The sequence below is a fragment of the Sphingomonas sp. R-74633 genome (assembly GCF_013416555.1).
GTDB lineage: Bacteria > Pseudomonadota > Alphaproteobacteria > Sphingomonadales > Sphingomonadaceae > Sphingomonas.
Genome location: NZ_JACCFG010000004.1, coordinates 255,325 through 270,010, shown reverse-complemented (window position 1 = coordinate 270,010; position 14,686 = coordinate 255,325). Strand labels below are relative to the sequence as shown.

Below are 14,686 nucleotides of genomic sequence, written 5' to 3'. Positions count from 1 at the left end.
GCAAACCGCCCGGCTCACCTCGCCCAAAAGAAAACCGCCGCCCGGTTGCCCGGACGGCGGTGTTTCTGGTCAGCGCTGGAAGCGTCTGACGACGCGGATCACTCCGCTTCGTTCAGATACTCGCCGGCGTCCGCATCGGTGCCGTGGCCGCTCGGGACGACCGAAGCGAGCGGGTCGCTGCCGGTGCCTTCGGCGTCGCGGGTCGAGCGGGCATGCTCGGCCTCACGCTCTTCGGCGGCCGAGTTCGGCGCCACCAGTGCGTTCTGCAGCGCACGCTGCTGAACGCGCAGGGCGGCGTCGCGGCTCGTCGCGGCGACACGCAGGCGGTTCATGCCCGCGCCGGTACCGGCGGGGATGAGACGGCCGACGATCACGTTCTCCTTGAGGCCGATCAGCGTGTCCTGCTTGCCCTGGACAGCCGCCTCGGTGAGGACGCGGGTGGTCTCCTGGAACGACGCCGCCGAGATGAAGCTGCGGGTCTGCAGCGACGCCTTGGTGATGCCGAGCAGGATCGGCTTGCCGGCTGCGGGCAGCTGGCCCTTTTCGAGCTTCTCGTTGACTTCGTCCATCTCCGAGCGATCGAGCTGCTCGCCCACCAGCAGGGTAGTGTCGCCGCTCTCGATGATCTCGACCTTCTGCAGCATCTGGCGAACGATCACCTCGATGTGCTTGTCGTTGATCTTCACGCCCTGAAGTCGATAGACTTCCTGGATTTCCGAAACGAGATATTCCGCGAGCGGCTCGATGCCGAGCACTTCGAGGATGTCGTGCGGATCGGGGCTGCCGCCGATCAGGTTGTCGCCACGCTTGACGTAGTCGCCTTCCTGAACGTCGATCACCTTCGACTTCGGCACCAGATACTCCACGACCTCGCCGCCGTCCTCGGGCATGATCCCGATCTTGCGCTTGGCCTTGTAGTCCTTGCCGAACACGACGCGGCCCGAGACCTTCGCGATGATCGCGTTTTCCTTGGGCTTGCGCGCTTCGAACAGCTCGGCGACGCGCGGCAGACCGCCGGTGATGTCGCGGGTCTTGGCAGACTCGCGGGCAACACGGGCAAGCACGTCACCGGCCTGCACCGTTGCACCGTCCTCGACCGAGAGCACTGCGCCGGCGGCCAGCATGTAGCGGGCAGCCTCGCCAGCGGCATCGCCGGTCAGGGTCAGGCGGGGACGCAGATCCTCCTTCGACTTGCTGGCGACGCGGTACTCGGTGACGACGCGCTGGGCGATGCCCGTCGCTTCGTCGGTCTGCTCGGTGAGCGTCTTGCCCTCGATCAGGTCCTGGTACTTCACGACACCGCCGGTTTCCGTGATCACCGGCATGGTGAACGGATCCCACTCGGCCATGCGGTCACCCTTGGTGACGATATGGCCATCGTCGAACAGCACGTACGCGCCGTACGGGATCTTGTGCACGGCGAGCTCGCGCCCATCCATGTCCACGATCGCGATTTCGCTCGAACGGCTGAGCACCACGCGACGACCGCGCTGGTCCTCGATGATGCGCAGATCGCGGAACTCGATCGTGCCGTCGACCGGCGCTTCGAGGTTCGACTGCTCGTTGAGCTGCGCCGCGCCGCCGATGTGGAAGGTACGCATCGTCAGCTGCGTGCCCGGCTCACCGATCGACTGCGCCGCGATGACGCCGACGGCTTCGCCGATGTTCACCGGGGTACCGCGGGCGAGGTCACGCCCGTAACACTTGCCGCAGACACCGATCTTGGCTTCGCAGACCAGCGGCGAACGGATCTTCATGCCCGGGATGTTGAGCGCTTCGATCTTCGCAACCGCCGCCTCGTCGAGCAGCGTGCCCGTCGGGATGACGACCTCGCCGGTCTTGACGTCGACCACGTCTTCCGCGGTCGTACGACCGAGAATACGCTCGCCGAGCGACGCGATGGTCGAGCCGCCCTGCACGATCGCGCGCATTTCCAGCGCCCGCTCGGTGCCGCAGTCCAGCTCCATGATCACGCAATCCTGCGACACGTCGACCAGACGGCGGGTCAGGTAACCCGAGTTCGCCGTCTTGAGCGCCGTATCCGCGAGGCCCTTACGGGCGCCGTGGGTGGAGTTGAAGTATTCAAGGACGGTCAGGCCTTCCTTGAAGTTCGAGATGATCGGCGTCTCGATGATCTCGCCCGACGGCTTGGCCATCAGGCCGCGCATGCCGGCAAGCTGCTTGATCTGCGCCTGCGAACCACGCGCACCCGAGTGGGCCATCATGTAGATCGAGTTGATCGGCTTCTCGCGACCCTTGTTCGGGCCGTCCTCGTAGCGCTTCACAGCCTTGATCTCGTCCATCATGGCGCCCGCCACCTGGTCGCCGCAACGGCTCCAGGCGTCGATCACCTTGTTGTACTTCTCCTGCTGCGTGATCAGACCGTCCTGATACTGCTGCTCGTAGTCCTTCACGAGCGCACGGGTCTCGTCGACCAGGCCAACCTTGGCGTCCGGGATGATCATGTCGTCCTTGCCGAACGAGATGCCCGCCTTGAACGCGTGCCGGAAGCCGAGCGCCATGATCGCGTCGGCGAACAGCACGGTCTCCTTCTGGCCGGTGTGACGATAGACCTCGTCGATCACGTCGCCCACGTCCTTCTTGGTGAGGAGGCGGTTGACGGTCTCGAACGGCACGCGGTGCGACTTGGGCAGCGTTTCGCCCAGCAGCATGCGGCCCGGGGTCGTCTCGTAGCGCTTGAGGTAAGGATTGCCCTCCTCATCGGTCTGCGGGACGCGGCTGATCACCTTGGTGTGCAGGGTGACGGCGCCGGCCTCGAGAGCCTGGTGCACTTCGGCCATGTCGCCGAGCAGCATGCCCTCGCCGGGCTCGCCTTCCTTGAGCATCGACAGATAGTAGAGACCCAGCACCATGTCCTGCGACGGAACGATGATCGGCTTGCCGTTCGCGGGGCTCAGGATGTTGTTGGTCGACATCATCAGGACGCGCGCTTCCAGCTGGGCCTCGAGGCTCAGCGGAACGTGGACGGCCATCTGGTCACCGTCGAAGTCGGCGTTGAAGGCCGAGCAGACCAGCGGGTGCAGCTGGATAGCCTTGCCCTCGATCAGCACGGGCTCGAACGCCTGGATGCCGAGACGGTGAAGCGTCGGCGCGCGGTTCAGCAGAACCGGGTGCTCGCGGATCACTTCGTCCAGGATGTCCCAGACTTCCTTGCGCTCCTTCTCGACCCACTTCTTTGCCTGCTTGAGGGTCATCGAGAGACCCTTGGCATCGAGACGGGCGTAGATGAACGGCTTGAACAGCTCGAGCGCCATCTTCTTCGGCAGGCCGCACTGGTGCAGCTTGAGCTCCGGACCGGTCACGATGACCGAGCGGCCCGAATAGTCGACGCGCTTGCCGAGCAGGTTCTGACGGAAGCGGCCCTGCTTGCCCTTGAGCATGTCGGACAGCGACTTCAGCGGACGCTTGTTGGCGCCCGTGATCGTGCGGCCGCGGCGGCCGTTGTCGAACAGCGCGTCAACGGCTTCCTGCAGCATGCGCTTTTCGTTGCGGACGATGATGTCCGGCGCACGCAGCTCCATCAGGCGCTTGAGGCGGTTGTTACGGTTGATCACGCGGCGATACAGATCGTTGAGATCCGAGGTCGCGAAGCGGCCGCCGTCCAGCGGCACCAGCGGGCGCAGCTCGGGCGGGATGACCGGAACGACGTCGAGGATCATCCACTCGGGGCGGTTGCCCGAATCGATGAAGCTCTCGACGACCTTCAGGCGCTTGATGATCTTCTTGGGCTTCAGCTCGGACTTGGTGACTGCCAGTTCTTCCAGCAGTTCCTTCCGCTCGCCTTCCAGGTCGAGATCCATGAGCATGATCTTGACCGCTTCGGCGCCGATGCCGGCCGAGAACGCGTCCTCTCCATATTCATCCTGCGCGTCGAGCAGTTCGTCCTCGGTGAGGAGCTGGAACTTCTCGAGCGGGGTGAGGCCCGGCTCGGTGACGATGTAGGACTCGAAGTACAGCACGCGCTCGAGCTGCTTGAGCTGCATGTCGAGCAGCAGGCCGATGCGCGACGGCAGGCTCTTCAGGAACCAGATGTGCGCGACCGGGGCGGCCAGCTCGATATGGCCCATGCGCTCGCGGCGGACCTTCGAGACGGTAACCTCGACGCCGCACTTCTCGCAGACGATGCCCTTGTACTTCATGCGCTTGTACTTGCCGCACAGGCACTCGTAATCCTTGATCGGACCGAAGATGCGCGCGCAGAACAGGCCGTCACGCTCAGGCTTGAACGTGCGGTAGTTGATCGTCTCGGGCTTCTTGATCTCGCCGAAGGACCAGCTGCGGATACGGTCCGGCGACGCGATCCCGATCTGGATCTGGTCGAAGGTTTCCGGCTTGGCGAGCGGGTTCGCGAAGTTGGTAAGTTCGTTCATATTCTTTCGTCCCTCAGGAGGGTCAAATCTTCTGGGCGGGGAGGGGAGGACGCTGCCCGGAGACAGCGCCCGATCCCGTTATTCCGCCGCCTCGGCCAGCTTGTTGCCGTCCTCGTCCACTTCATCGATGGACTTGAGTTCGACGTTGAGGCCCAGCGAGCGCATTTCCTTGACGAGCACGTTGAAGCTCTCGGGGATGCCGGCCTCGAAGGTGTCGTCGCCCTTGACGATCGCTTCGTAGACCTTGGTGCGGCCGACCACGTCGTCCGACTTCACCGTCAGCATCTCCTGCAGCGTGTAGGCAGCGCCGTACGCCTGCAGTGCCCAGACCTCCATTTCGCCGAAGCGCTGGCCGCCGAACTGCGCCTTACCGCCCAGCGGCTGCTGGGTGACGAGGCTGTACGGTCCGATCGAACGCGCGTGGATCTTGTCGTCCACAAGGTGGTGGAGCTTCAGCATGTAGATGATGCCCACGGTGACCTTGCGGTCGAACGTGTCGCCCGTGCGGCCGTCGAACAGGGTCGACTGGCCCGACGTGTCGAGGCCTGCCAGCGAGAGCATGTCCGAAACATCGGCCTCGCGCGCACCGTCGAACACCGGAGTGCCCATCGGAATGCCCGTGCGGACGTTGTGGATCAGCTCCTGCACCTGCTCGGGGCTGCGTGCCTCGATCTCGGCGGCATAGTGATCGCCATAGACTTCCTTGAGCCGGTCCTTGACGGCGCTCGGCATGTCGCCGGCAACCGCGTCCGGATTGGCCTCGCGCCAGTCCTGCAACGCCGTCGCGACCTGCATGCCCAGGTTACGGGCAGCCCAGCCAAGATGCGTCTCGAAGATCTGACCGACGTTCATGCGCGAAGGCACGCCGAGCGGGTTCAGCACCAGGTCGACAGGCGTACCGTCCTCGAGGAACGGCATGTCTTCCTGCGGCAGGATCCGCGAGATGACGCCCTTGTTGCCGTGACGGCCGGCCATCTTGTCGCCCGGCTGCAGCTTGCGCTTCACCGCGACGAAGACCTTGACCATCTTGAGCACGCCCGGCGGCAGCTCGTCGCCACGCTCGAGCTTCTCGCGGCGGTCCTCGAACTTCTCCTTGATGCGCTTCACGGCCTCGTCATACTGGCCCTTCACCGCTTCGAGGTCGCCCTGGACCTTGTCGTCCTGAACGGCGAACTTCCACCATTCGTGACGATCCACGCTGTCCAGCGTGTCCGCGTCGATCGCAGCGCCCTTCTTCAGGCCCTTCGGCGTCGCGGTCGCGACCTGGCCGAGCAGCATTTCCTTCAGGCGCGACCAGGTCGCGCGGTTCAGGATGTTGCGCTCGTCGTCGCTGTCCTTCTTCAGGCGCTCGATTTCCTCGCGCTCGATGGCCAGCGCGCGCTCGTCCTTGTCGATGCCGTGACGATTGAAGACGCGCACGTCGACGATCGTGCCCGACACGCCCGGGGGCAGACGGAGCGAGGTGTCGCGGACGTCCGAAGCCTTCTCGCCGAAGATGGCGCGGAGGAGCTTCTCTTCCGGCGTCATCGGGCTTTCGCCCTTCGGGGTGATCTTGCCGACCAGGATGTCGCCCGGCTCGACCTCGGCGCCGATGTACACGATGCCGGCCTCGTCGAGGTTGCGCAGCGCTTCTTCACCGACGTTCGGGATGTCGCGGGTGATGTCCTCCGGCCCGAGCTTGGTGTCGCGGGCCATCACTTCGAACTCGTCGATGTGGATCGACGTGAACACGTCGTCCTTCACGATGCGCTCGGAGATCAGGATCGAGTCCTCGTAGTTGTAGCCGTTCCAGGGCATGAACGCGACGAGCGCGTTACGGCCGAGGGCGAGCTCACCGAAGTCGGTCGAAGGACCGTCGGCGATGATGTCGCCGGCGTTCACGATCTCGCCCACCTTCACCAGCGGACGCTGGTTGATGCAGGTCGACTGGTTCGAGCGCTCGAACTTCATCAGCGTGTAGATGTCCACGCCGCTCTCTTCCGCCGAGACCTCACCGGTCGCGCGGATGACGATGCGGGTGGCATCGACCTGGTCGACGATGCCGGCGCGCTTGGCGCCGATCGCCGCACCCGAATCGCGGGCGACGGTCTCTTCCATGCCGGTGCCGACGAAGGGCGCTTCCGCCTTCACCAGCGGCACGGCCTGGCGCTGCATGTTCGAGCCCATCAGTGCGCGGTTCGCGTCATCGTTTTCCAGGAACGGAATGAGCGATGCTGCGACCGACACGAGCTGCTTCGGCGAGACGTCCATCAGCGTGATGGTCTCGGGGAGCGCCATCAGGAATTCGCCGGCCTGGCGGGCCGAGACGAGCTCCTCGGTGAAGCGATGCTCGCCATCGACTTCGGCCGAAGCCTGGGCGATCGTGTGCTTCGCTTCTTCCATTGCCGACAGATAGACGACCTCGTTGGTCACCTGGCCGTTGTTCACCTTGCGGTACGGCGTCTCGATGAAGCCGTACTTGTTGACGCGCGAGAAGCTCGCCAGCGAGTTGATCAGACCGATGTTCGGGCCTTCCGGCGTCTCGATCGGGCAGATACGGCCATAGTGGGTCGGGTGAACGTCGCGGACTTCGAAGCCTGCACGCTCACGCGTGAGGCCGCCCGGTCCGAGCGCCGAGACGCGACGCTTGTGCGTCACTTCGGAGAGCGGATTGGTCTGATCCATGAACTGCGAGAGCTGCGACGAGCCGAAGAACTCGCGAACCGCGGCAACCGCCGGCTTCGCGTTGATCAGGTCGTTCGGCATGACGGTCGACACGTCGACCGAGCTCATGCGCTCCTTCACGGCGCGCTCCATGCGGAGCAGGCCGACGCGGTACTGGTTCTCGAGCAGCTCGCCCACCGAACGGACGCGGCGGTTACCGAGATTGTCGATGTCGTCGACTTCGCCCTTGCCGTCCTTCAGGTCGACCAGGGTCTTGACCACGGCGAGGATGTCCTCGGTGCGCAGCGTCGTGACGGTGTCCTCGGCGTCGAGGTCGAGGCGCATGTTGAGCTTCACGCGGCCGACGGCCGAGAGGTCATAGCGCTCCGGATCGAAGAACAGGCCGGCGAACAGCGACTCTGCCGTCTCGAGCGTCGGCGGTTCGCCGGGGCGCATGACGCGGTAGATGTCGGCCAGCGCCTGCTGACGCTCCTCGGCCTTGTCGGCGGCGAGGGTGTTGCGGATCCACGGGCCCGTCGAGATGTGGTCGATGTCGAGCAGCTCGAGGCGGTCGATGCCCGCCTTGTCGAGCAGTTCGAGATTCTCGGCCGAAACTTCGTCGCCGGCTTCGATATAGATCTGGCCGGTGGCTTCGTTGATCAGGTCGAACGCGCTGTAGCGGCCGAAGACTTCCTCGGTCGGGATCAGCAGGGTTTCGAGACCGTCCTTCTGCGCCTTGTTGGCGGCGCGCGGGCTGATCTTCTGGCCCGCCGGGAAGATCACTTCACCCGACTTGGAATCGACGATGTCGAACGCCGGCTTGGCGCCGCGCCAGTTGGTCGGGTCGAACGGAATCTGCCAGCCGTTCGGGCCGCGGACGAAGGTCACGCGGTTGTAGAAATAGTTGAGGATGTCCTCGCTGTTCAGGCCGAGGGCATAAAGCAGCGTCGTCACCGGGAGCTTGCGCTTGCGGTCGATACGAACGTTGACGATGTCCTTGGCGTCGAACTCGAAGTCCAGCCACGAGCCGCGATACGGGATCACGCGCGCGGCGAAGAGATACTTGCCCGAAGCATGCGTCTTGCCGCGGTCATGGTCGAACAGCACGCCCGGCGAACGGTGCATCTGCGACACGATCACGCGCTCGGTGCCGTTGATGAAGAAGGTGCCGTTGCCCGTCATCAGGGGCATGTCGCCCATGTAGACGTCCTGCTCCTTGATATCGAGGACCGAACGGGCTTCGGTATCGGGATCCACCTCGAACACGATGAGGCGCAGCGTAACGCGCATCGGGGCCGCATAGGTGATGCCGCGCTGCCGGCACTCTTCCACGTCGAACTTCGGATTCTCGAGCTCGTAGTTCACGAAGTCGAGTTCGGCGGTGCCGGCGAAATCGCGGATCGGGAAGACCGAGCGCAGGGTCTTCTCGAGGCCCGAGATATAGCCGATCGAGGGATCGCTCCGCAGGAACTGTTCGTAGGATTCGCGCTGAACCTCGATCAGGTTCGGCATCTGCACCACTTCGTGGATGTCGCCGAACACCTTGCGGATGCGGCGCTTGAACGTGCCGCCTTCGATCGCTTTGGTTGCCATGGTTTGTTTTTTGCCTCGTCAGCCGTGATTTCGGTGCCCCTGATCCGGGGCCGGGACGTGCGTAAGACGCGGAAAAAGCCGCGAGAATCCCTATTCGGGTTCCTGCAGCTCCTAGCGTCTTATGAGACCGCAACTCCAATTCGATCGATGCGCTGCGCGACGACGCATCATTTCCCGGAGCCGTGGTGGAGGGCGGGATATAGGTAGCGTGTTGGATTCTGTCAAACCGGTGCAAGCTTGCATTGGTGCGCGGCCGCCGCCGCGCTAGCCTGCGGGCGAAACAGCGCGAGGGAAGCGATGCCCAATAGCTACAAGACGCCGGGTGTCTATGTCGAGGAGATCCCCGCGCGCGTACCCGGCATCGCCGGCGTGCCCACGGCGCTGCCTGCATTCATCGGCTACACCGAGTTTGCGGCGGAGGGTGCCTATCGCCAGCCCGTGCCGATCGCCTCGCCCGCGGAATATGCGGCACAATTCGGGGGCGCGGCACCCGAGGGTTCGGCCTTCAACCTCGCCGTCCAGATCGGGCTCTTCTATGCCAATGGCGGCGGGGCGTGCCTGGTCTTCTCCGCCGGAAGCTACTGGGAGGGGCAGGCGCCCGATGCGCCCGCCCAGCCCGCCACCGACTGGCAGCTTGCCACGCCCGATGCCGGTCCGCTGATCGCCGCGCTGGCGATGGCCGGGGAGACGTCCGGGGTCACGATGCTGGTGATGCCCGAGGCGTGCCTGCTCGCATCACCCGAATATGCGCGCGTCATCCAGGCGTTGCTGCAACAGGCGGGCACGCTGCAGGACCGGGTTGCGATCCTCGATCTACCGGGCTGCACAACCGCGACGGACTTTGCGGGGCTCCAGAAGGGCAGGGCCGATCTCGTCGCCGCCGTCATGCCGTTAGCGCAGTTCGCCAGCTATGGCGCGGCCTATGCACCGGCACTCAAGCTGCTCGATGCGAATACGCCGCCCGGCGAATTCCTCACCCCGCCCAGCGGCGCGATCGCGGGGATATGGGCGCGGAGCGATGCCACGCAGGGCGTGTGGCAGGCGCCTGCCAATATCGCCGTCACGGGCGTGGCCGACCTGGCCTATCTGATGCACGATGATGAGCAGGGCGTGTTCAACGTGCCGGCGGACGGCGTAGCGGTCGATATCATCCGCGCCTTTGTCGGCCGCGGCCTGCTGGTCTGGGGTGCCCGCACGCTCGACGGCAACAGCGAGGACTTTCGCTACGTCCCCGTCCGTCGCACGGTCACCTATGTGGAGCAGTCAGTGAAGGCGGGGTTGCAGGCGGTCGTCTTCGAGCCCAACGCGCCCGCCACCTGGGGCTGGGCGAAGGCGATGGTCGAGGATTTCCTGACCGGCCTGTGGCGCCAGGGCGGGTTGCAGGGAGCGGTGCCGGGCGATGCCTTTTCCGTATCATGCGGGATGGGCAGCACGATGACCTCCCAGGATGTGATCAACGGCCTGTTGCGCGTCCAGATCAGGATGGCGCTGGTGCGGCCGGCCGAGTTCATGATCCTAATAATCGAGCAAACAATGATGCAGCCGAGCAGCCAGGAAGCACCGCTCATCGCCTGAACGCCGAATTAACAACGTTAACTCGTCGTTTCCGTCCAACCGTTCACCGCAGTTTCGAGCCTCCTCCGCGACGAATCCCGGGTTCCATTCATTGAACCTGCGACATGAAGGAGAGACCCGTAATGCGTACCACCCGTGCCGCGCTGTTTATCGGCGCCGCGATATTGTCCACGCCTGCCTTTGCGCAGGACGCCCCCCAGCAGGTTACCCCGCCGCCGATCATGACGACGCCGGCACCCGCGCCTGCGCCGGCTGCCCAGCCGCAGGTCGTGATCCAGCCTTCGGCCCCGGTGGTCCAGTCGGTGCCGTCGGTCGAGGAGCAACAGCGCGGCACCGCCGCGGCTGACGCGCCGGCTCCGGCCGCCCGCCGCGCACCCGCCGCCCGCGCTACGACGACGCGGACTACCACGACGACCACCCGCGCCGCGCCTGCGCCCGCGCGCCAGGCTGCCCCGGCGCCGGCACCCGTTGCCGACACCCCCACGGCGCCGCCGTCCTCGCCCGTGCCGGTGCAGGACGCCGCGCCCGCGCCGGTAGCTGCCCCGGTCGACACCACGCCGGCACCCGAGCCCGCGCCCGTCGCGGTCGACAGCTCGACCACGACGACCAGCAGCAGCCCGGTCCTCTGGCCGTGGTTGCTCGGTGGCCTTGCGCTGGTGATTGCCGGCCTCGCGGTGTTCCTGCTCTCGCGCCGTCGCCGCAATGACGAAGCCGTCACCACCGAGCCGGCCTATGCCGAGCCGGTCTATGTCGCGCCGGTCGCCGCTGCGCCGGTCGTCGAGCCAGTCGTTGCTCCGGTCAGCGAGCGTATCGATCCGCGCGCAGTTCCGCCCGCGATCACGCCGGAAGTGGTTCCGGTCGCCGAGCAGGTCGAGGAGGCCGAGATCGCCGAAGCGCGCAAGGATGACCTTGCCGGTGTTGCCGACGCGGTCGCCCCGGTCTCGCATCGCCCGTGGATCGAGCTTGGCCTGCGCCCGGTGAGCGCCGGCACCAGCGAGGAAGAGGCGATGGTCGATTTCGAGCTGACCGTCGGCAATTCGGGTGACACCGAGGCGCGCAACGTCCGCATCTCGAGCTTCATGCTCGCCGATGAGGCCGAGGGCACCGAGATGGATCGCCTGCTGACCGAGCATCGCAGCGACACGATCGTGCCGCCGGTGTCGATCGAGCCGGGTGACGGCACCCGCGTCGACGCGCACCTCGCGGTGCCGAAGGGCGAGCTTGGCCGTACCTTCAATCCGGTCGTTGTCGCAGAGGCTCGCTACACGCTGCCGGACGGCAGCGAGGCGCGCACCTCGGCGGCGTTCCGGATCGGCCGCCCGGCCTATGAAGGTGGCATCGGCGCGATCGGTTCGTCGCGCCCGCACGTGGTCGATGATCTCGCCGCCGAACTCTATGGCCAGCCCGAGCACGCCTAAACTCTGACATATCGGGGACACAGGAGCCCGCTCTTTCCGGAAGGGAGGGGCGGGCTCTTTTCTTGCGCATGGTTTTGGGCCTACGACACGCCATTCCTCAGGGAGACAAGATCAAATGAACAAGAAGTCGCTGCTCGCACTCGCCGCCGGGACGGCCATCCTCGCCACTGCCGCTGCGCAGGCCCAGGAAAGTCCCAACACCACCCAGGCGCCGGCCGCGTTCAACGACATTCCGCCCAACTTCGACCCGCCCGCGCTGCCCGCGGACTATATCAAGCGCGAAGTGATGATCCCGATGCGTGACGGGGTGAAGCTCTACACCGTCTTCATCATCCCCAAGGGCGCCAAGAACGCGCCGATCCTGTTCACCCGCACGCCCTATAACGCCGCCGGCCGCGTCGTCCGCACCGAGAGCGGCAAGATGATCAACACGCTGCCCGAGGGCGATGAGGTGTTCGTCAAGGCGGGCTATATCCGCGCGTTCCAGGACATTCGCGGCAAGTACAAGTCGGAGGGTGACTACGTCATCACCCGCCCGCCGGTCGGTCCGCTCAACCCGACCAAGGTCGATCACACCACCGACGCCTATGACTCGATCGAGTGGATGACGAAGAACATGCCAGAGTCGAACGGCAAGGTCGGCATGCTGGGCTCGAGCTATGAAGGCTTCACCGTCGTCATGGCGCTGCTCAATCCGCACCCGGCGCTCAAGGTCGCCGCGCCGGAGAGCCCGATGATCGACGGCTGGATGGGCGACGACTGGTTCCACAACGGCGCGTTCCGCCTGGCGAACATCGGCTGGATCGGCGCGCAGACCGGCTACAAGGGCAATGGCAAGGCGCCGCCGCGCCCCGACTGGGACGATTATGACACGTTCCGCAAGGTCGGTTCGGCCGGCGATTGGGCGAAGAAGTTTGGCTATGACCAGCTGCCTGCCTGGAACAAGATGAGCCAGCATGTCGCCTATGACGAGTTCTGGCAGCTCCAGGCGCTCGACAAGCTGATCGCCAAGAACCCGTCGAACGTGCCGACGCTCTGGGAGCAGGGCATCTGGGATCACGAGGACATGTACGGCGCGATCCACAGCTGGGAGGCGATGCAGAAGACGTCTTCTGCCGACAAGAACTTCCTGCTGATGGGGCCGTGGCGCCATTCGGGCTTCAACTATAACGGCTCGACGCTGGGCGTGCTCAACTTCGAGGGCGACACCGCGCTCCAGGCACGCCGCGACATCCTGCTGCCGTTCTTCAACGCCTATCTGAAGGACGGTGCGCCGCCCTTCACCCCCGCCAAGGCGAGCTTCTACAACACCGGCGAGAACCGCTGGGACTATCTGAGCAAGTGGCCGCTCGCCTGCGACGATGGCTGCGGCACCAAGATGACGCCGATCTACCTCAAGCCGACCGAGGGGCTCAGCTTCGACAAGCCCGGCGCAGGCTCGGATTCCTATGTCTCGGATCCCGCCAAGCCCGTGCCGCATCTGCCGCGCCCGGTGAACTTCCAGGACGGCCGCTGGTCGACCTATCTTGTCACCGACCAGCGCTTCGTCGACGGCCGACCCGACGTGATGACCTATATGACCGATCCGCTCACCGCGCCGGTCCGCGTCTCGGGCGCGCCGATGGCGGACATCTTCGCCAAGACGACGGGCACTGACGGCGACTTCGTGGTCAAGGTGATCGACGTCTATCCGGACGACTATGTCACCAAGAAGGAGATGGGCGGGTTCCAGCTGCCGATCAGCCTCGACATCTTCCGCGGCCGTTATCGCAACAGCTTCTCGAACCCGACGGCGATCCCGGCGAACAAGGTCCAGGAATACAAGTTCCGCCTGCCGAGCGTGAACCACGTTTTCCAGCCGGGGCACCGGATCATGGTGCAGGTCCAGTCGAGCCTGTTCCCGGTCTATGACCGCAACCCGCAGAAGTTCGTGCCGAACATCTTCTTCGCCAAGCCCGAGGATTACCAGAAGGCGACGGTGACGCTGATGTATGGTGGTGCGAATTCGAGCAGCGTGCTGCTGCCGGTGGTGCCGCTCGATCAGTCGGCGGCCCAGGAGAAGTAATTGCACGATTCCGGGGCGTTATGCGCTTGCGTAACGCCCCGGACACATCCGATTGAAACAAGCTATGCGGCGACGGCCTGACTGGCCGCACCGCGAAGGGGGATCGGATGATGTTGAAGCGTGTGCTGTTTGTCCTGGCCGGGGCCGGCCTGGTTGCGCCGGCCTTCGCGATCGGTCCGGGGGACAAGCCGGTCGAGACGATCAAGCGCAGCGAGAAATGGGTCGTCGATTATGATCGCGACGGCTGTCACCTCTTCTCGGTCTTTGGCGATGGCAAGGCCAAGGTGATCGCGCGCTTCAGCCGCTACGAGCCGACCGACCGCTTCGAATTTTCGCTCTATGGCGACCGCTACAAATCTTCCTTCGCCAATGTGAGCGGTAAGCTCGATTTCGGGCTGGGCAAGGCGGGCCATGTCGACGGCTTCCACGGCAATGCCGGCACGCTGGAGGCGATGTTCCTCTCGGGTACCCGGCTCGATGGCTGGGAAAGCAAGTCGCGCGACGAAAAGGCTCCGGACGTTACGCCGGAGCAGGAAGCCAGGGTGACCGGCGTCACGGTCGATCTGGAGGGCTGGCGCCCGCTCCATCTGGAATTCGGTTCGCTGGCCAAGCCGATGACGTTGCTGCGGCACTGCACGGAGACGCTGGTCAAGAGCTGGGGGTTTGATCCGGAGCAGCAGGCAGCCGCGCAGCGGCGCGCGAAGCCGGCCAACGCGCCGCAGAACTGGCTGAACCCCAATGACTATCCGGGCGGCGCGTTGGCCGGCGGGCACAATGGCGTGGTGCAGTTCCGGCTCGACGTCGATGAGGAAGGCAAGATCACCGGCTGCTACGTGCTGGCGCGCACCAGCCCCGATGACTTTGCTGACCTGACCTGCCGCATGGTCTCGCGCCGTGGCCGGTTCGATCCTGCGCTGGACGCCACCGGCAAACCGATGCGCTCCTATTTCGTCCAGAAGGTGAGCTGGAAGATCCGCTGAGCAGCCCCTTGCGCAGGGCTG

General features: G+C 65.2%; 6 protein-coding genes. 4 read left to right on the top strand and 2 right to left on the bottom strand.

Translation table 11 applies throughout. The features are described from left to right. Positions 1-98 precede the first annotated feature (98 nt). Together rpoC and rpoB are read right to left on the bottom strand one after the other, a co-directional pair. On the bottom strand, positions 99-4,391 hold the full coding sequence (gene rpoC / locus HZY97_RS14685; RefSeq protein WP_180145206.1) for a DNA-directed RNA polymerase subunit beta': 4,293 nt from the start codon (positions 4,389-4,391) through the stop codon (positions 99-101). 78 nt (positions 4,392-4,469) lie between these two features. Continuing rightward, positions 4,470-8,627, bottom strand: coding sequence for a DNA-directed RNA polymerase subunit beta (gene rpoB, locus HZY97_RS14680; RefSeq protein ID WP_180145203.1), 4,158 nt, complete (start codon positions 8,625-8,627; stop codon positions 4,470-4,472). 297 nt (positions 8,628-8,924) lie between these two features. Here rpoB and HZY97_RS14675 point away from each other — a divergent pair, with 297 nt between their 5' ends. The 4 genes from HZY97_RS14675 (at position 8,925) to HZY97_RS14660 (ending at position 14,665) form a co-directional block, all read left to right on the top strand. Further along, positions 8,925-10,202 carry a phage tail sheath subtilisin-like domain-containing protein gene (locus HZY97_RS14675; protein WP_180145200.1) on the top strand — a complete coding sequence of 426 codons (1,278 nt, stop codon included), beginning with the start codon at positions 8,925-8,927 and terminating at the stop codon, positions 10,200-10,202. A 122-nt stretch (positions 10,203-10,324) separates the two neighbouring features. Continuing rightward, positions 10,325-11,620, top strand: a complete 1,296-nt coding sequence (locus HZY97_RS14670; protein ID WP_180145197.1) for a hypothetical protein — start codon at positions 10,325-10,327, stop codon at positions 11,618-11,620. Between the two features lie 115 nt (positions 11,621-11,735). Beyond that, the gene (locus HZY97_RS14665) at positions 11,736-13,685 is read left to right on the top strand and encodes a CocE/NonD family hydrolase (RefSeq protein ID WP_180145194.1); all 1,950 of its coding nucleotides are present in this window, start codon (positions 11,736-11,738) and stop codon (positions 13,683-13,685) included. Positions 13,686-13,792: 107 nt separating this feature from the next. Then, entirely contained in the window at positions 13,793-14,665 is an 873-nt protein-coding gene (locus tag HZY97_RS14660) for an energy transducer TonB (RefSeq protein WP_180145192.1), read from the top strand. Positions 14,666-14,686 lie beyond the last annotated feature (21 nt).